The organism is Kitasatospora cineracea (assembly GCF_003751605.1).
Classification (GTDB): domain Bacteria; phylum Actinomycetota; class Actinomycetes; order Streptomycetales; family Streptomycetaceae; genus Kitasatospora; species Kitasatospora cineracea.
This window is the reverse complement of record NZ_RJVJ01000002.1, coordinates 1,666,443-1,684,949: the sequence shown is the minus strand read 5'-3', so window position 1 is coordinate 1,684,949 and position 18,507 is coordinate 1,666,443. Positions and strand designations below refer to the sequence as shown.

Genomic DNA, 18,507 nt, shown 5'->3' with positions numbered 1-18,507 from the left:
TGATAGGAATCCGGGTATGCCTGTCTTCCCCGAGGAGCCGGAGATTCACGAGACGATCCCGGGCCCCGGCGTTCCCCTTCCCCACAAGTCGGACGCACCTGCCCCCCGTATGCCTTCCTCCACCGCCGTCGCCGCTCCGGTCCCGGGCCCCCGCCCCGGTCCGCCGCGCCCCGCCCCGCCCCGTGCCGACCGTCCGGTTCCCGGACCGCGGCCCCCGGCCCGCCCCAAGTCCGCCCCCGCGCCGCGCCCCGGCCGGCCGGACGTCCAACTCCTGCCCGCCGCCGCAGCCGAGGCGATCGACCGTGCCGACGAGGCCGTCGACGCCCTGCTGGAGTCCGGCCGCCGCCCCGGCGACGTGCTGGTCCTCACGGTCGGCGAGGCGCACCCCTGGCAGGAGCACGAGCTCAGCTTCGGTGAGGAGCGCTACTGGGCGCAGCTCGCCGACGGCGGCGACGTGTTCTACGCCGACGCCGCCGCGACGCGCCCGCTCCGCCGGGACGTGGTGGTCCTGGTGGTGAACGAGGGCCGCTCGGAGCGGGTGGCCGCTGCGGCGCGCAAGGCGCTGGAGCGGGCCGCGAAGCTCCTGGTGGTCTGCGGCGAGACGGACACCGTCGCCCCGCTGTTCGCCTGAGCGCCCCTCCTGCCGACGCCCGTCCCTTCGCTGTCGCCCGCCCGGCCGGGTCTGTCCGCGGTGCCTTCCGGCACGGCGGGCGGGCCCGGTCGGACGGGCGCGTCCGCTTTCCCGTGACGCCGTCCGGGTTCCCCGCGTCCGGTGCGCGCCGTCCGCTTCAGCGGGCGGCGGTGCGGCGGGCGCTCCGGCCGTCGTTGACGCCCTCCAGCGCGCGGATCGCGCTCAGCGAGGTGACCGGGGCGACCGTGGGCTGCTGGGGGAGCGGTGGTCCGTCCGCCGCGGTCGGCACCCCGCGCGGCAGGCGCGGCGGCAGTTCGGTGACGGTGTGGACCGGGCCGAGCTCCCACGAACCGGAGTGCGGGTTGCGCCCGCGCCGGCCGTCGCCGAGCGACTGCCAGCCGGCCGGCGTGAGCGTCAGGTACGGGCCGCAGCGCAGCCCGTGCAGTTCGGCGGCGGCGCGCAGCGCCCACATCCAGGCGCCGTCCTGCTCGGTCCAGTCCGGGCCGCCCTCGCGGCAGCGCAGCAGCACGGCGGTGCGGCTGGGGCGGGACCGCTTCAGGTCGTGCGGGGTGACCCGGCGTAGGTGGCCGAGCAGCGCGTTGCGGTGGTCCCACCCGTCGTCGAACTGCGGCCGGACCCCGAACGAGGCGGAGGCCACCACCCGGTTCTCGGCGCTCAGCACCGCGACCACCGTGGTTCCCGGCTGCGGGAGGTGCCGCAGGTGGAGCTCGGTGACGAACTCCCGGGGCGCCCGCAGCAGCGGCACGCCGTAGCTCTCCCACTCCGGCAGGGTGATGGTCCGGTGGCTGTCGTGGCGGGAAGGACCTCGGTCGATGCCGTTGATCACGATCCTCCTTCCCGAGCCCGCGCCCCCTGGAGCGCGCGAGCGTACGCCGAAGGCCGGGTCCGACGGACCGGGCACTGGATACCTTCCAATTCTCGGACGAGAGCACTCCGAGCGGCAATGATGAAATGACGAACGCGGCCCGAAAACCGCGCTTCTGCCGGATATGTTCCACGCTCCCCACGGGGCCATTCGACTGACGGTCCGGTGAGCACCGGGTGTACGGCCTGAAACGTTCCGGTGTACGCCTTCTTGCGCGCCCGGGCACGCCGCCCCGGCCCGGACGGCCGGGGGCGGAAGCGGCCGGGGCGGTGGCTCCGAGGGCGGTGGTTCAGGGGGGTGGTGGCTCCGAGGGCGGTGCCTCAGGGGTGGGTGCCGCCAGGGTCGGCACCTCCGGGGCTGGTGCCTCCGGGGCCGGTGCTTCCGGGGCGGGGCCTCACCCCCGGACGGCGAGGACGAGCGGGAGCACCGCGGTGGCGCCGGCCTGGCGGAGCAGGCGGGCTGCGACCGTCAGCGTCCAGCCCGAATCCACCAGGTCGTCGACCAGCAGGACCGGGCCGGGCGCGGCGGCCAGCGCGTCGGCCAGGCCGGGGGAGAGGGCGAGCGCCCCGGCGACCGAGCGCAGCCGCTGGGCGCTGTTGCTGCGCGGGCCGTGCGGCGGCTCCCCGGTCGCGTACTCGACCCGGCCGAGCAGCGGCATCCGCCCGATCGAGGCCAGCCCGCCCGCCAGGTCGGAGAGCAGCCGGGGGCGGCCGGCGGAGTCGAGCGCGACGACCCCGACCGGGCGGTCGAGCCGCTGGCCGTCCGACCCGGCCGGCCCGGCCCAGCCGCCGGGGCCGCGGGCCCAGTCCGCCACCACCCCGACCATCGCGTCCAGCACCTCGCGCGGCAGCGGCCCGTCCGGGGAGCGCTCGTCCAGCAGCGAGCGCAGCCGGCCGCCCCAGCCGATGTCGGACAGCCGGCCCAGGGCGCGCCCCGGCTCGGCCTGCTGGGTGGCGGGGATCCGGCCCTTGAGCGGGATGCCCAGGGACTCCATGCCGGTGGGCCACATCCGCCGGGTCTCGAAGGAGACGCCGGGGCGGCCGAGGGCGGCCCGGGCCGCGTCCAGCGCCCCGGCGGAGACCTCGGCGGAGTGCCGGGGCGGGGTGCAGCGGTCGCACCGGCCGCACGGGGCCGCCTCGGGGTCGTCGAGCTGGCGGCGCAGGAACTCCATCCGGCAGCCCTCGGTGGCCACGTACTCCCGCATCGCCTGCTGCTCGGCCTCCCGGGCCCGGGCGACCTTGGCGTACCGCGCGGCGTCGTACTGCCAGGGCTCGCCGGTGGCCTCCCAGCCGCCGCGCACCCGGCGGACCGCGCCGTCCACGTCGAGCACCTTGAGCATGGTCTCCAGCCTGGTGCGGCGGAGGTCGACCGAGGTCTCCAGGGCTGCGGTGGAGAGCGGGCGGCCCGCCTCGGACAGCGCGTCCAGCGTGCGGCGGACCTGCTCCTCGGCGGGGAAGCCGATCGAGGCGAAGTACCGCCAGATCGCCTCGTCCTCCCGGCCGGGGAGCAGCAGCACCTCGGCCCGGTCCACCCCGCGGCCGGCCCGGCCGACCTGCTGGTAGTAGGCGATCGGGGAGCTCGGCGAGCCGAGGTGCACCACGAAGCCCAGGTCCGGCTTGTCGAAGCCCATGCCGAGCGCGGAGGTGGCGACCAGCGCCTTGACCCGGTTGGCCAGCAGTGCCGACTCGGCCTCGCGGCGCTCGGCGTCCTCGGTCCGCCCCGAGTAGGAGGCGACCTGGTACCCGCGCCCGCGCAGGAACTCGGTGACCTCCTCGGCGGCGGCCACCGTCAGGGTGTACACGATGCCGGAGCCCGGGAGGTCGGGCAGGTGGTCGGCGAGCCAGGCCAGCCGGTGCGCCGGGTCGGGCAGCGGCAGCACCGCCAGGCTGAGGCTCTCCCGGTCCAGCGGACCGCGCAGCACCAGCGCCTGCTCGTCGCCCGCGCCGGTGCCGAGCTGCTCCGCGACGTCCGCGGTGACCCGGGCGTTCGCGGTCGCCGTGGTCGCCAGCACCGGGACGCCGGGGGAGAGCTCGGCCAGCATGGTGCGCAGCCGCCGGTAGTCGGGCCGGAAGTCGTGGCCCCAGTCGGAGATGCAGTGGGCCTCGTCCACCACCAGCAGGCCGGTGGAGGCGGCGAGCTTGGGCAGCACGTGGTCGCGGAAGTCCGGGTTGTTCAACCGCTCCGGGCTGACCAGGAGGACGTCGACCAGGCCGTCGGCGACCTCCTGCTGGATCTCCGACCACTCCTCCGGGTTGGCCGAGTTGATCGTCCGGGCGCGGATGCCGGCCCGGGCGGCCGAGTCGACCTGGTTGCGCATCAGGGCGAGCAGCGGGGAGACGATCACCGTCGGCCCGGCACCGCGGGCGCGCAGCAGCGCCGTGGCGATGAAGTAGACGGCGGACTTGCCCCAGCCGGTGCGCTGCACGACCAGGGCGCGGCGGCTGTCCACCACCAGCGCCTCGATGGCCTTCCACTGGTCCTCGCGCAGGGCCGCGCCGGGGCCGGCGAGGTCGCGCAGCACGGCTTCCGCGGCGGCCCGGACGGCGGCGCGGTCGGCGGGGGTGGTCGGGTGGAGCTCGCGCGTCTGCATGGGGTCATGGATACCGTGCGGCACGGACGGACCGCGAATGACAGGCTGTGGACAGAGTGGCGTTCATCGGCTGATAAGCCGTCAGATCGCGGTGATCGCCCAGAAAACCGGGCCGTTCGGGGGAGGTGATGCTGAACCCCCCGACTTATCCACAGGGTCGGGCGAATTATCCGCAACCGGGCGCGATCGGGTCCAAGCTTTCCGCCATGACCGCAGACGACCGCACCACCACCCCCGCCCCGCGCCCCGGCCACCTCCCGGTCCGGCTGCGCGGCCCCGCCGACATGGCGGAGATGCTCCCCTACCTGCTGGGCTTCTTCCCCGACGACAGCATCGTCGCGGTGGGCCTGCAGGGCAGCGGGCTCGACCAGGGCGGCGTGATCCGGATCGACATCCCGGACGACCCGGCCCACTGGGAGCGCACCGCCGCGGAGGCCGCCCGGCTCCTGGTCGAGCTGTCCGAACAGCGCGACCGCCGCCCCGTCCAAGTCCTGCTGTACCTGTGCCGGGATCCCGACCGGGGCGCCCGCACGCCCGAGGGCGGGCACGCCGTGCTGACGCGGCTCCGCCCGCTGGCCGACGCGCTCGCCCGGGCCTTCCGCGGCGAGCAGGTGGCCGTCAAGGAGTCGCTGTGCGTCTCCGCCGGCCGCTGGTGGTCCTTCCTGTGCGCCGGATCCGACTGCTGCCCGCCGGGCGGCACTCCGGTCCGGGAGGCCCGCCACCCCAGCCCGCTCGCCGTGGCGGCCACCTACGCGGGGCTCGCCCCGCGGGGCAGCCGCAAGGCGATCGTGGCCGGGCTGGCCCCGGTCGGCCCCCCGCTCTCCGAGGTGCAGCGCCGCGCCCTGGAGGACGCCGGTCCGCCCTTCGTCCGCGAACTGGCCGGCCCCGGCGGCCGGACCGCGGCGGTCGGGCGCACCGCCGGGCTGATCGCCGAGGCGATGGCCGAATTCCATTCCGGGGCCCGCGAGTTGGACGCCGCGCGCACCGCCAGGCTGCTGATCGGCATGCAGGACAAGCTCGGCCGGGACCGCGCCGCCGAGTACGCCGAACCGGACGAGCTCGGCACCGCCCAGCGGCTGTGGCGGTTCCTGGTCCAACGCTGCGTCGACCCGTTCGAACACCTCGCCGCCCCGCCGATGACCCTGCTGGCCTGGACGTCCTGGCTGGCGGGGGACTCGGCCACGGCCCGGATCGTGCTGGCCAGGGCACTGGAGCTGGACCCCGACTACACCCTGGCCCAACTCCTCTACGAGTCACTGAACTCCGGCATCGCCCCGGAGTCCCTGCTCCGGGTGGTCCGCCGCGAACGCACCGCCCGCCTGCGGGACGCACCCGCCCCGCGCCCGGCGGCACCCCCGCCGCCGGTCGACGCTGGTGCCGACACCGGAGGAACCGTCCCGGACGGTCCGGGCCAGGGCTTCGGGCACCAGGATCCGGACTCCGGGCCGGCCCTGCCGCCCACCGGAACCGGCCCCGCTCCGGAGCGCCCCGCACCCGGGCCCGCCCGCACCCCCGTGCCCGGGCCGAGGGCGGAACCGGCTCCGCCGCCGGAGCCGGGAGAGGCGCCGGACGGGCCCGGGCCGGCGGAGGCCGACGAGCCGGGCGACGGCCGTCCGACCGCCCCGCCCGCCCCGTCCACCCCTGCCGACGGGCCCCCGGCGGTGGCCTGCCGACCCGATCCGGGGCGGCGTCCGCGCCCCCACCGGTTCGTGCCGACGGGCATCCGCATCCGGCAGGTCCGGGCGCGCCGGGGCCGACACACGATCGGAGACTGACATGCGAACCCTCGACCCGCGGCTGCGGGGCGGTCGGCTAGACCTCGCCGCGCGCCATCCGGATCAGCCGGTCCAGCACCGTCCGGCCACTGGTCCGCACACCGTCGTGCTCCCACTCGTTGGTGACCCAGACCCGGGTACCGGCCACCGCGTCCGCGGTCTCCAGCGAGTGCGCCGTGTCCACGTACATGTCGTCGTGGTACACCGCCGCGTACACCGGCACCTGGTTCGACGCCAGGCGCGGCAGGTCGTACAGGTCGGGCCAGTCGGTGCGCTCCGCCAGCAGCTGCGCCGTCTCGCGCAGCGGCCGCAGCGCCGGGTCGGTCTCGAACATCCAGGGGTGGATCATCTCGCCGGTCAGCAGCACCGGCCCGTCCCCGGCCAGCGCCGCCTCGGCGTCGAACCCGGGGAACTCCTTGCGCACCCGTTCCGCCGCCCAGTCGGTGGCCCCGGCGTCGACCGAGCGCTGCCCGTAGATCGACTCGTGCAGGACGGCGTACAGGGGGTTCTGGGCGAAGGACAGGTGCGACTGCGCCCCGGCCAGGAAGGTGTCGGAGAGCTCGGGTCCGTCCGCGCCCTCCACCCAGGCCTCCTCCAGCAGGTAGTGCAGGACGCAGGAGCCGGAGCCGCCGCCCAGCAGGATGCCCAGCGCCTGGAACGCCTGCACGGTCAGCGTGCCGTTGCCCGGCAGGGCCGCGGGCCGCTCGACCAGGTGCGCCGCGATTCGCCGTACCGCCGCCACGTCCTGGGGGAAGCGGGCGTAGTGGCCGGCGTTCTTGCGGGCGACGCGCGGGTAGGCCGCGCGGTAGACCTCGTCCGCCGAGCGGCGCAGGCCGGCCAGGCCGCCGGTGACGAAGGCCTCGCGCAGGTGCTCCGGGGCCAGCGAGAGGTAGGTCAGGGTGCAGAAGCCGCCGAAGCTCTGCCCCAGCAGGCTCCACTCGCCGTCCTCACCGAGCAGCTGACGGCGGATCAGCTCGGCGTCCCGGACGATCGAGTCGGCCCGGAAGTGCGCCAGGTACTCGGCCTGCTGTCGGGCGTCGCCGCGCCGGGCCAGGGTCTGCCGGTTGGCGGGGGTGGAGCGGCCGGTGCCGCGCTGGTCCAGCAGCAGCACCCGGTAGTCGTCGAGCGCCCGGTCCAGCCAGCCGTCCCGGCCCGTCGGGCGGTTCGCCTTCCCACCGGGGCCGCCCTGCAGGTACACCAGCCACGGCAGCTCGTCGTGCTCGCGTCCGGCGGCCACCACCTCGCGGGCGTAGACCTCGATCGACTCGCCACCGGGGGCACCGTGGTCCAGCGGCACCCGGAAGACGTGGTCGGTGGTGACGATTCCGGGGATGCGGCTGCGGGAGGACATGCAACTCCTAGGTGCGAGCTGGTCACAGGCTGGTCGCGGCGTCGGACGCCGGGGTCACCGGTGCGTCCGTCGCCGTCCTCGCACCGTATCCTGACGGCGGACAGGAGCCGCCGGGGGGCGGCCGCCACGTGCGGAGACCCTCGAACGGCACCACGACACAGCGGGCGCCCCGGGTGTCGGTCGCGGAGCACCGAACCACCCACGGCTCGCGGCCGCCTCCGACCGGACGTCCGCCGGACGGGCGTGACCTGGGGCAGGTGTGGTGCGTTCAATCTGCAGAACGTCACCACCCGAACCGGCACCGCCGGGCCGACTGCGGCCGGGCCGACCGTGTCGGGCACCGGTCACGCGTCGTTCGACCCGGCGCGGCCGGCCCCCGGACGGCCCTGGCGTCCGGTCCGGGACACCACCCCGGCCGGGACGGAGCACCGGCGGTCCGGTCAGATCCGAGTCGGAGCCGCGTGTTCCGGCGGCAGAGCAGCACAGTCCGCGATCGAGCACGCTCGCGGCCGACCGAGCCCGCAGCCCTCGGCCGGTCGGGGGGAGGAGAGCCCGGTGACCGACTCAAGGCCACCCCACGCAGCGCCCCAACCGCTGCCGCCCGTCAACCCGCCGACGTCCGGTGCCGCCACCGCGCCACCGGCCCGGCCGGTCGGCCCTCCGACGCCCCGTCAGGCCACGCCTCCCCGCGGCACGCCCAACGGCCCTGCTCCTGGAACGCCCGGAGCAGGCCCGGCGGTTCCCGGCACCCCGGCCCACGGAGTTCCGGCCCACGGCACCGCCGCGTACGGCACCCCCGCCTACGGCGTCCCCGCGTACGGCACTCCGGCCCACAACACCCCCGCCTACGGCACGCCCCCGCACGGCACGCCGTCGGGCGCCGCCCACCCGGCGGCCCACCCGTACGCACCCCCGGCCGCCACGCCCCCGTACGGCACCCCCGCCGGCGGTGCGCCGTACGGGGGCGGCACTCCGCCGTACGGCACCGTGACGCGGCAGGGGCCGGGGCACCCGGCGGCCGGGCGGGGCGGGCCGGTCCCGCGCGCCGATCAGCCGGGGGCGCCGAGCGGGGCGCCCGCGGGCCGGTCCGAGCAGGTGGCGGGCGTGTCCGCGGCCGGTCCGGCCCGGCCGTCCGGCCAGGCGGCTCCGCCCCGGCCGCAGCCCTCCGCCGCGCACGACGTGCTGTGCGTCAACGCCCCCGGCATGGCCTCCTCCGGGCCGGACGGCCAGCTGCGGGGCCAGGGCATGCACGGCTTCTTCCGGCACGGGGTGCGCACCCTGGCCCGGATGGAGCTGCGGCTCGGCGGCATGGAGCCGCTCCCGCTCCAGGGCACCCTGACGTCCACGGCGGCGGCCCGGTTCGTCGGCTCGGTCCGGGTGCCGGGAGACCTCGACCCGGACCCGGCGCTGACGGTCGAGCGGCTGCGGCACGCCGACGGCGCGGAGACCGTGACGGTCCGCAACACGGGCGCCCGGCCGGCCAGGCTCCCGCTGGAGATCGCGCTCGGCACCGACCTCGGCCTGCTCACCGACATCGCGGCGGGCCGCCGCTCGGCCGACCTGCCGGGCCAGGTCCAGTCGTCCGGCCTGCGCTGGGTCGGCCAGGGCCGGGCGGCGACCGTCAGCGCGCGGCCCTCGCCGCACGCGGTGCTGGCCGGTGCGGGCGTCCTGCGCTGGGACTTGGAGATCCAGCCCGGCGCCCGCTGGTCGGTCGAGCTCCGCGCCGAACTGGAGACCCCGTCGACGGGCCGGCCGCCGACCGGGCGCGGCCCCGGGGTGCCGCTGCCCTGGTCCGAGCCCGAGGTCCGGGCCGACGACCGCCGGGCCGGCCGCCTGGTCTCCCGCGCCCTGGATTCGCTGGGCGGCCTGCTGCTCGCCGACGCGGACCGCCCCACCGACCTCTACACCGCCTCGGGCGCACCCTGGCGCTTCGGCCTCACCGCCGCCGACGCGCTCTGGGCCGCCAGGATGACCCTGCCGCTCGGCACCCGGCTCGCCGCCGGCACCCTGCGGGCCGTCGCCCGCCGCCAGCACCAGGCGGCCCCGCCCGCCGCTCCCGCCCCGGCTCCCGCGTCCCGGCCCACCGACGCCACGTCGGGTGACGGTGCGTCAGCCCCGGAGAGCGCCGGAACCGGCGCGGCCGGTCCGGTGCCGGGGGGCGCCACCGGTCCGGCGGGCGGGCCGAACCCGTCCGGCGGCGAGGCCGGTCCGGCGGCGCAGACCATGGACGGGGTGATCCCCGGCCCGCTGCGGCACGGCGGCCCCGAACTCCCGGCCAGCTGCACCGCGACGGAGGCCACCCTGCTGTTCGTCACGGTGCTGGCGGAGGCCTGGCGCTGGGGCATGCCCCGGGCCGAGGTCGCCGAACTGCTGCCCGCGGCGGAGCGGGCCCTCGGCGCGCTGCGGTCCGCGCTGGTGGAGGGCCCGGAGGGCCCGGTCGGGTTCGTCGCCGACTTCGGCCGGCCGGCGGAGGAGCGCGCCGCGCGCCCCGGCCCGGCCCGCTGCGAGGTCCAGGCCCAGGCCCACCGGGCGGCCCTCCAGGGCGCCGACCTGCTCGACGCCTTCGACCGGCCCGGCGGGGCACAGTGGCGGTCCTGGGCCGCCGAGTTGCGGGAACGGTTCCGCGAACAGTTCTGGATCGACGACCTGTCCGGCGGCCGTCCGGCCGCCGCCCTGCTGGCCCCGGACCGGCCGGTGCCCGCCGTCGCCTCCACCCTGGTGCACCTCTTCGACCTGGGCCTGGCCGCCGAGGGCGAACTGCACGAGGGCCTGCTCGACCGCGAGCAGACCAGAGTGCTCGCCCAGCGCCTGGTGACGCCGGAGCTCGACTGCGGCTGGGGCCTGCGCACCCTGAGCGCGAAGTCCCCCCGCTTCAACCCGCTCGGCCACCGCAGCGGTGCGGTGCGGGTCCAGGAGACCGCGCTCGCGGTGAGCGGCCTGGTGGACGCCGGGTTCGAGCGGGAGGCCGAAATACTGCTGGAGGGCCTGCTGGAGGCGTCCGTGCACTTCGAGGGCCGCCTGCCGGAGATGTACGCCGGCGAGCAGAAGGTCGCCGACTGCCCGCCCGTCCCGCACCCGGCGGCCTGCCGCCCGGCCGGGGTCTCCGCGGCCGCCGCCGTGCACCTGGTCCTCTCGCTGGCGGGCGTCCGCCCCGACGTCCCGTCAGGCCGGGTGGCCACCCGCCCGGCGAGCACCGCCCCGCTGGGCGCACTGGAACTGACCGGCCTGCGGGTGGCCGGCGAGCCGTTCTCGGTCCGGGTCAGCCGGATCGGCGTCGCGGTCGTGGAGGAGGCACCGTCGTTCCTGCAACTCGCCGCCGGCTGAACGCGGCCCCGCCGGGGCGGACGGCTCGGGAAGGACGGTCCGGGGCGGCCCGGAGAGAGGGGAAAGGCATCGTGGTCTGTGATTATCGTCAGAGAGACGACTAAGATCGGCGGCATGTCGCGCTATGACCCGTCGGCCTTCCCCCCGTTCGCAGTCACGGTTGACCTGGTGGTGCTGACGGTGCGCGACCACGAGCTGTGCGCCCTACTGGTGAAGCGCGGCGAGGCACCGTTCCAGGGCTACTGGGCGCTGCCCGGCGGCTTCGTCCGGCTGGACGAGGGCCTGGCCGAGGCGGCGTCCCGCGAACTGGCGGAGGAGACCGGGCTGCGGGCGCAGTCGCTGCCGGGCAGCCTCCCGGCCGGACAGGCCCCCGCAGGCGCGCACCTGGAGCAGCTCGCCACCTACGGGCACCCGCAGCGGGACCCCCGGATGCGGGTGGTGAGCGTCGCCTACCTGGTCCTCGCCCCGGACCTGCCGCCGCCCCGCGCGGGCGGCGACGCCAGCAGTGCCCGGTGGGCGCCGGTGAGCGAACTGCTCGGCGAGGAGCGCAACGACGGCGTGCTGCTCGCGTTCGACCACGGTCAGATTCTGGCGGCCGGGGTGGAGCGCGCCCGCTCCAAGATCGAGTACTCCTCGCTGGCCACCGCCTTCTGCCCCCCGGAGTTCACCGTCGGCGAGCTGCGCCGGGTCTACGAGGCGGTCTGGGGCGTGGTGCTCGACCCGCGCAACTTCCACCGCAAGGTCACCGGCACCCCGGGCTTCCTGCTGCCCTCCGGCGGCACCACGACCCGTCAGGGCGGCCGCCCCGCCCAGCTGTTCACCGCGGGCGGCGCCACCGTCCTCAACCCCCCGATGCTGCGTCCCGAGTCCTGACCCCGGGGTCAGATCCGGGCCCACCCCCGGGGGCCGGTCGCCCGCCACCTCCGCGCCGGAACTGCGGCAGGACGGCCGGTTCCGGCACCAGGGCCGTTGCTGCCGACGGGTGGTGACGGTCCGTGAGGAAAGCGTCAGCGCGGCGGGAGGGCTGTCGCCTGTACGGGTGAGGTCGGCGCTAACACCGCTCACGACCCATCCGGAATGCCCGGTTTCCCCGCTTCCGCGCCCTACTGTGCAGGCTCGGGCCAGGTGGACATCCCCGGTCCGTCGGCAGGCGAGGGAGCGGGCGGCGATGATCCAGATCACCGGACTGACCAAGGCGTACCAGCGGGGGCGTCCCCCCGCGGTGCTGGACCTGACCTTCGACGCCCGCCCCGGGATGGTCACCGCGCTGCTCGGCGACGAGGGCGCGGGCAAGTCGACCGCGCTCCGGCTGATGGTCGAACTGGAACGGGGCCACGGCCTCACCCTGTTCGACGGCCGGACGTACCGGCGGATCCGGCGCCCGGAGCGGGAGATCGGCGTCCTGCTGGCCGCGGGCCGCCCGGAGGCCGGGCACCCGGGGCAGCGGGCCCGGGCCCACCTGCGGATGCTGGCCGGTGCGATCGGCGTCCCCGCGCGCCGGGCCGACGACCTGCTGGAGCAGACCCGGCTCGCCGCCGTCGCCGACCACCGGATCGGCACCTTCTCGCCCGGCATGCACCGCCGCCTCGCACTGGCCGCCGCCCTGCTCGGAACCCCCTCGACGCTGCTGCTGGACGCCCCCACCGAGGGCCTGTCCCCGAGCAACGAGGAGTGGTTCGGCGCCTTCCTGCGTTCCTTCGCCCTCTCGGGCGGCACCGTGCTGACCACCACCCGCTCCCCGGCGGAGGCCGCCGCGCTCGCCGACCGGGTGGTCACCCTGGACGCGGGTCGGCTGGCCGCCGACCAGCCGGTGGTGGAGTTCCGCCGCACCAGGCTGCACCCCGAAGTGCTGGTCCGGGGGCCGCAGATGGCCCGCCTCGCGGACCTGCTGGTCGCCCAGGGCGGCCAGGTCCGGCGGGACGGCGGCGCCGGTCTCGCGGTGAGCGGCATCGACCGCACCGAGGTCGGCGAACTCGCCTACCGCAACGGCATCCTGCTGCACGAGCTGGCCGACCGGGTGGCGGAGCGGCCGGTCTCCTACCCCGCCGCCCTGCCCGGAAGTTCGGGCCGCTCCGGCCAGGTGTCGATCCGGACGCCCCGTCAGAACCCGCAGCCGCAAACGCAGTCGCAGTCCGGCCGCACCGCACCGCCCGTCGGCGCGTCCGGCCTCCGCGCGGACGGCCCCGGCGCGGCCCACCCCGGAGCCGACCACCCCGGCGCGGCCGTCCCCGGCGAGCAGCGTTCCGGCGAGCAGCGCCCCGCGACCGTCGGCCGCCCCGCCGGGCCGGAGCCCGAGCGCCCGCTCGACCACCGCGGCCTGCAGGCCGGCCGCTGGGCCGCCGCCGCCCTCGCACCGAACCCCCAGGCCCCGGCCTCGGCCGAGCCCCGCACCCGGGCGGAGCCGTCGGCCCCGGCGGTGTCCGTGCCCGCGCCGACCGCCCCCGCCCAAGCCGCACCGGTACCGCCGGCGCCCCCCGTCGACCTGACCCGGCGGACGCCCCGCGGCGCCTCCGCGCTCGGCCGACCGGCAGCGACAACGGCGCCAGCAACGGCACCGGCAACAGCACCGGCACCGGCACCGGCACCGGCACCGGCAGCGGTGGAGCCGGAGCCCGGCCCCATCGCGGTCGACACCGAGCAGTTGGCCGCCAACCCGACCGACGCGGAGCTGCTGACTCCCGCCCGGATCAGGGGAGTCGGCCAGCGGCCCGCCGCCCCCGTCCGGCCGTTCCCGGGGCGTCCCTGGTCGGCGGCGACCGCCGAACTGCGGCCCGCCGGGCGGGCCGAACCGGCGGAGCGGTCGCGGTCGGCGGACGGGGTCCGGCCGGGTGGTGCGGGCGTGGTGGATCCGCAAGGGGCGGCGCGACGCGGCGCCGTCGGCGACGAGAACGGGAGTGAGTGACCGTGCGGTTGGTGGCGAGTGAGGTGCGTCGGCTGCGCGGGGTGCGCTCCACGTGGGTGGTGGTCGCGGGCGCGCTGCTGGTGAACGCGGCGGTGGCGGCGTTCTCGGCGACCCGGTTGCCCGCCGGGGAGTTGGCGGTGCCGGACGCCGTGCGGTCGGTCGCGGCGGTGGTGCCGGTCCTGCCGCTGCCGCTGACCGCGCTCGCGGCGGCGGTGCTCGGCGCGCTGGCCTACGGCAACGAGGCGCGCTGGCCGGGCCTGCCCGCCTCGCGGGTGACCCTGGGGCGCCGGCTGGGCGCGCTGCTGGCGAAGTCGCTGGTGGTGGGCGCGGTGGCGGCCCTGCTGGCAGTGGCCGTTCTCGGCGTGAACGCCGTCGCGGTGAGGCTCGCGCTGCCCGTCGGAGTGGACGCGTCGGCGCTGCTCGGCCTGTCGGACCTGCCGGTCGGCCCGTTCGCGGCGGGCGGGATCGGCCGCCCGCTGGCGGCGTACGCGGCGCTGGCGGTGGCCGGTGGCTGGGCCGGTCTGCTGATCACCTCGCTGGTGCGCAGCGCCCTGGCCGGCGTCCTGCTGACCGGCGCGCTGCCCGCCCTGCTGGAGCCCACCGCGGGCCTGCTGCTGCACCGCACGGGCCGTAACTGGCCGGTCTGGGTACGGGAGTTGCTGCCCTTCCAGTACGGCCTGGACTGGGTCCGCGGCGCCGCCGACCGGACCGCCGGAGCGCTGGACGGCACGGTGGCCGCCGCGCTGCTGGCCCCGGCCGCCCTGCTGGTGCTGGCGGCGGTGCTGGTCCAGCTGCGCCGCCGGAGCCTGTGACCAGGGGTTTCCGCCCGGGAAGCGGCGGCGGTCGACAGGGGGACGGTAGCGGGAAGCGCCCTGACGGCGTGACAGGCGGGGCGGGAGCAACCACAGGGGAAAACAGCCACTGATGACCGGTATGTGCATTTCCAACTGATAAGAAGTCAATTATCCAGACACGGCCGATCACCCTTTCGTGTGCTTTTCACGAGAATGCTCAAGCCGGATCCGCCGATCGCCGACAAAGGATGGCGTGAGTACCCTTGCGCACCCCACCGTGACCGCCGCTCGCCAGGCCGAGTCGATCTCCGCCTCCGAGTTGGACCGCTTCCCGTACGCCGACCGCCCGACCCCGCCCGCACCCCGTTGGGAGGGGGCGGAGAGCGACCTCGCCCGGGTCGGTCGGAAGACCACCAGCAGCCGCGGCCGCGGCCTGCACGGCCAGCTGGTCCAGCAGCTCGGCCAGATGATCGTCTCCGGCGACCTGGGCGCCGACCGCCCGCTGGTGCCGGAGGAGATCGGCCAGCGCTTCGAGGTCTCCCGCACCGTGGTGCGCGAGTCGCTCCGGGTGCTGGAGGCCAAGGGCCTGGTCTCGGCCCGGCCGAACGTCGGCACCCGGGTCCGCCCGGTGAGCGACTGGAACCTGCTGGACCCCGACATCATCGAGTGGCGCGCCTTCGGCCCGCAGCGCGACGAGCAGCGCCGCGAGCTGTTCGAGCTGCGCTGGGCGATCGAGCCGCTGGCCGCGCGCCTGGCGGCCGGCCACGGCCGGGAGGACGTCCAGCACCGGCTGGTCGAGCTGACCGAGATCATGGGCCAGGCCGGCGGCCAGGGCGACCTGGTCAGCTACTCCCGGGCCGACGCCGAGCTGCACGGCCTGGTGCTGCAGATGGCCGCGAACCGGATGCTGGAGCACCTGTCCGGCATCGTGGCCGGCGCGCTCCAGGTCTCCGGCGGCTCCGGCACCACCTGCGAGCGCCCGTCCGACTCGGCGGTCAGCCTGCACGCCCGGCTGGTGGACGCGCTCGGCACCGGCGACGGCACCGCCGCCGAGGCCGCCGTCCGCGCGCTGCTCACCGTCCACCCGGACGTCGAGCACGCCGTCCCCGCGCCGCGCGAGCACTGAGCGGCCGGGACCGCGCCCGCCGCTCCGACCGGATGGCCCTTCTGCTGCCCCACCCGCGCAGCCGAGGGGCCATCGGCACACCGGAGCCCGCCCGCCGGACCCGGCCCCGCACCCCGGCCGCCCGCCGGAGCGCTCCCGCGAACCCCGGTTCGGCCCCGCGGATAGGCCGCTCGGGGGCTGCCCGCACCGGCGCTCGGGTGGTGTGACGGGCGCCACGACGGGCATGCGTAACACTTGAGGGGCGGCAGCGATGTGTACGGAGCGGAAGCAGCTCCGGAATATCACCACAAGCCAGTCGGCTGTGATGGTCCGCGGCGCTGCTGCCGTCCTGCAGACCCCGGTCACCGTCCACCCGCCCGAGCCCGAGCAGTCGGGCCGGTCGGTGCGGGTTCGTGTCCACTCATCGTCCGAGAGGTTGTTCGTGTCGGCCAGCACATCCCGTTCCCTTCCCCCGAGATCGCCGAGTCCGCGGCACTGCTGGCGCTCATCGAGCGGGGCAAGGCCCAGGGGCAGATCGCCGGTGACGACGTGCGCCACGCGTTCGAGGCGGACCAGATCCCGGTCACCAAGTGGAAGAACGTCATGCGCAGCCTCAACCAGGTGCTGATTGAGGAGGGGGTGGAGCTGATGGTCAGCGCGGCGGAGCCGGCCGGCGCCAAGCGCAAGAGCGTCGCGGCCAAGAGCACCACCAAGCGCACCGCGACCAAGGCGGTCACCACCCGCACGCCGGTCGCCCAGACCAAGCCCCCGGTGCGGATCGCCCCCGCGGCGACCATCGCCCCGTCGGTGTCGGTGGCCGCCTCGGTGACCAGCACCGAGGTCACCGTCGTCGAGGTCGCCGAGGCCAAGGCCGCTGTCAAGAAGGCCGCCGCCCCGGCGAAGAAGGCGGCGGCCAAGAAGGCCGCCCCCGCCAAGAAGACCGCCGCCAAGAAGACCGCCGCGGCCGGCAAGCCCGGCGCCAAGGGCGACGAGGAGGTCATCGGCGAGGAGGAGCTCCTCGAGGACGTGGCCCTGCCCGGCGACGGCAAGGAGGGCGAGGCCGAGGAGGAGACCGACCAGGGCTTCGTGCTCTCGGACGACGACGAGGACGACGCCCCGGCCCAGCAGGTCGCCGTGGCCGGTGCCACCGCCGACCCGGTCAAGGACTACCTCAAGCAGATCGGCAAGGTCCCGCTGCTCAACGCCGAGCAGGAGGTCGAGCTCGCCAAGCGGATCGAGGCCGGCCTGTTCGCCGAGGACAAGCTGAGCCAGGCCGACAAGCTCGCCCCGAAGCTCAAGCGCGAGCTGGAGATCATCGCCGAGGACGGCCGCCGCGCCAAGAACCACCTGCTGGAGGCCAACCTCCGCCTGGTGGTCTCGCTGGCCAAGCGCTACACCGGCCGCGGCATGCTCTTCCTGGACCTGATCCAGGAGGGCAACCTCGGTCTGATCCGCGCGGTCGAGAAGTTCGACTACACCAAGGGCTACAAGTTCTCGACCTACGCGACCTGGTGGATCCGGCAGGCGATCACCCGCGCCATGGCCGACCAGGCCCGCACCATCCGCATCCCGGTGCACATGGTCGAGGTCATCAACAAGCTCGCCCGCGTGCAGCGCCAGATGCTCCAGGACCTGGGCCGCGAGCCCACCCCGGAGGAGCTGGCCAAGGAACTCGACATGACCCCCGAGAAGGTCATCGAGGTCCAGAAGTACGGCCGCGAGCCGATCTCGCTGCACACCCCGCTCGGCGAGGACGGCGACAGCGAGTTCGGTGACCTGATCGAGGACTCCGAGGCGGTCGTCCCGGCCGACGCGGTCTCCTTCACCCTGCTCCAGGAGCAGCTGCACTCCGTGCTGGACACCCTGTCCGAGCGCGAGGCGGGCGTGGTCTCGATGCGCTTCGGCCTGACCGACGGCCAGCCGAAGACGCTGGACGAGATCGGCAAGGTCTACGGCGTGACGCGCGAGCGCATCCGCCAGATCGAGTCGAAGACCATGTCGAAGCTGCGCCACCCGTCGCGCTCCCAGGTGCTGCGCGACTACCTGGACTGACCCCGGTCGGCCCGAGTCACCTGGACGGGCCCCTCCGCCACCGGCGGAGGGGCCCGTTCGCGTGTCCGGGGGTCGCCCGATGGGGTGGCGGCAGGCTGAGGTGCGGGCACGGCAGGTGAGCGGATGACTACGCTGGGCCGGTTGTCGCGTGACGGAGCGGCAGCCCGTCCGCGCGCCGGCCGGGTCCGTACCGCGCCCCGCTCCGTGCGCAGAACCCCGCACCCCGCCGAACCCCTGGAGAACCGGTGCCCATCCTGGACACGTTCGCGCCTCGGCTCCGCCGCCGGGCGGTCGCGCTCGTCGCCCTGGCCGCCCTGCCCGCCCCGCTGGTCGCGCTGGGTGCGGCCGGGCCGGCCGTCGCGCAGCGGCGGATCATCGGCGGTACCGGTGCCAGCACCGGGGACCACCCGTGGATGGTGGCGCTGGCCAGCCGGCAGCAGTTCGGCTCGGCCCGCTCCGGGCAGTTCTGCGGCGGGGCGCTGATCAGCCCGACCAAGGTGGTCACGGCGGCGCACTGCTTCTACGACGAGACCACCGCCCGCCCCACCGACCGGCCCGGGCTGCGGGTGATCGTCGGCCGGGACGACCTGCGGGGCACCGCGGGGCGGGAGGTGGCGGTGCGCGGGGTGTGGATCGACCCGGGCTACAGCTTCACCGCGAACACCCGGGACGTGGCGGTGCTCACCCTGGCCGAGCCGCAGGACGGGCGGCCGGTGCTGGAGATGGTGAACCCGGGCGAGACCGAGCCGTACGCGGCGGGCACCCCGGCCACCGTGTTCGGCTGGGGCGACACCCGGGGCAACGGCAGCTACTCGAACACGCTGCGCCAGGTCACCGTGCCGGTCATCTCGGACGAGGCCTGCGGCCACGCCTACCCGGGCGGCTCGGACAGCGCGTACGACGCCCGCAGCATGGTGTGCGCGGGGGAGGCGCAGGGCGGCAAGGACGCCTGCCAGGGCGACAGCGGCGGGCCGCTGCTGGTGGGCGGGCGGCTGGCCGGACTGGTCTCCTGGGGCGCGGGCTGCGCGGAGGCCGACCACCCCGGGGTGTACACCCGGATCGCGGCGGTCTCGGAGGCCGTGCACAACGTGCTGTGA

11 protein-coding genes and 1 pseudogene are annotated in these 18,507 nt (G+C 76.2%); 9 read left to right on the top strand and 3 right to left on the bottom strand.

From position 1 onward, the window contains the following. Positions 1–109 precede the first annotated feature (109 nt). Positions 110–631: a hypothetical protein gene (locus tag EDD39_RS39980; RefSeq protein ID WP_162870286.1), complete on the top strand. Its 522-nt coding sequence runs from the start codon at positions 110–112 to the stop codon at positions 629–631. A 157-nt stretch (positions 632–788) separates the two neighbouring features. Here the strand turns inward: EDD39_RS39980 and EDD39_RS33605 are convergent, their stop codons facing one another. Further along, on the bottom strand, positions 789–1,478 hold the full coding sequence (locus EDD39_RS33605; protein ID WP_123563231.1) for a hypothetical protein: 690 nt from the start codon (positions 1,476–1,478) through the stop codon (positions 789–791). 433 nt (positions 1,479–1,911) lie between these two features. Further along, a complete protein-coding gene (locus EDD39_RS33600) occupies positions 1,912–4,107 on the bottom strand; it encodes a RecQ family ATP-dependent DNA helicase (protein WP_123563229.1) in 2,196 nt (731 codons plus the stop codon). Between the two features lie 206 nt (positions 4,108–4,313). Here EDD39_RS33600 and EDD39_RS33595 point away from each other — a divergent pair, with 206 nt between their 5' ends. Further along, positions 4,314–5,882, top strand: coding sequence for a DUF4192 domain-containing protein (locus EDD39_RS33595; RefSeq protein ID WP_162870285.1), 1,569 nt, complete (start codon positions 4,314–4,316; stop codon positions 5,880–5,882). Between the two features lie 37 nt (positions 5,883–5,919). On the opposite strand, the gene EDD39_RS33590 is transcribed toward EDD39_RS33595, so the two are convergent. Continuing rightward, on the bottom strand, positions 5,920–7,233 hold the full coding sequence (locus tag EDD39_RS33590; RefSeq protein WP_123563225.1) for an alpha/beta fold hydrolase: 1,314 nt from the start codon (positions 7,231–7,233) through the stop codon (positions 5,920–5,922). Positions 7,234–7,788: 555 nt separating this feature from the next. On the opposite strand from EDD39_RS33590, the gene EDD39_RS33580 reads away from it, so the two are divergent. From EDD39_RS33580 to EDD39_RS33550, 7 genes and pseudogenes are all read left to right on the top strand, one after another. Continuing rightward, positions 7,789–10,557 (top strand): glycogen debranching N-terminal domain-containing protein, encoded by a 2,769-nt coding sequence (locus EDD39_RS33580; RefSeq protein WP_341869359.1) that lies wholly within the window; start codon positions 7,789–7,791, stop codon positions 10,555–10,557. A 114-nt stretch (positions 10,558–10,671) separates the two neighbouring features. After that, positions 10,672–11,430, top strand: a complete 759-nt coding sequence (locus tag EDD39_RS33575; protein WP_123563221.1) for an NUDIX hydrolase — start codon at positions 10,672–10,674, stop codon at positions 11,428–11,430. Positions 11,431–11,725: 295 nt separating this feature from the next. Beyond that, entirely contained in the window at positions 11,726–13,459 is a 1,734-nt protein-coding gene (locus EDD39_RS42385; protein WP_123563219.1) for an ATP-binding cassette domain-containing protein, read from the top strand. Between the two features lie 11 nt (positions 13,460–13,470). Further along, the gene (locus tag EDD39_RS33565; RefSeq protein ID WP_148089578.1) at positions 13,471–14,271 is read left to right on the top strand and encodes a hypothetical protein; all 801 of its coding nucleotides are present in this window, start codon (positions 13,471–13,473) and stop codon (positions 14,269–14,271) included. Positions 14,272–14,506: 235 nt separating this feature from the next. After that, positions 14,507–15,379, top strand: coding sequence for a FadR/GntR family transcriptional regulator (locus EDD39_RS33560; protein ID WP_123563215.1), 873 nt, complete (start codon positions 14,507–14,509; stop codon positions 15,377–15,379). Between the two features lie 421 nt (positions 15,380–15,800). Further along, positions 15,801–17,410 (top strand): annotated as a pseudogene (locus EDD39_RS33555) (RNA polymerase sigma factor). A 245-nt stretch (positions 17,411–17,655) separates the two neighbouring features. Further along, the gene (locus tag EDD39_RS33550) at positions 17,656–18,507 is read left to right on the top strand and encodes a S1 family peptidase (protein WP_123563213.1); all 852 of its coding nucleotides are present in this window, start codon (positions 17,656–17,658) and stop codon (positions 18,505–18,507) included.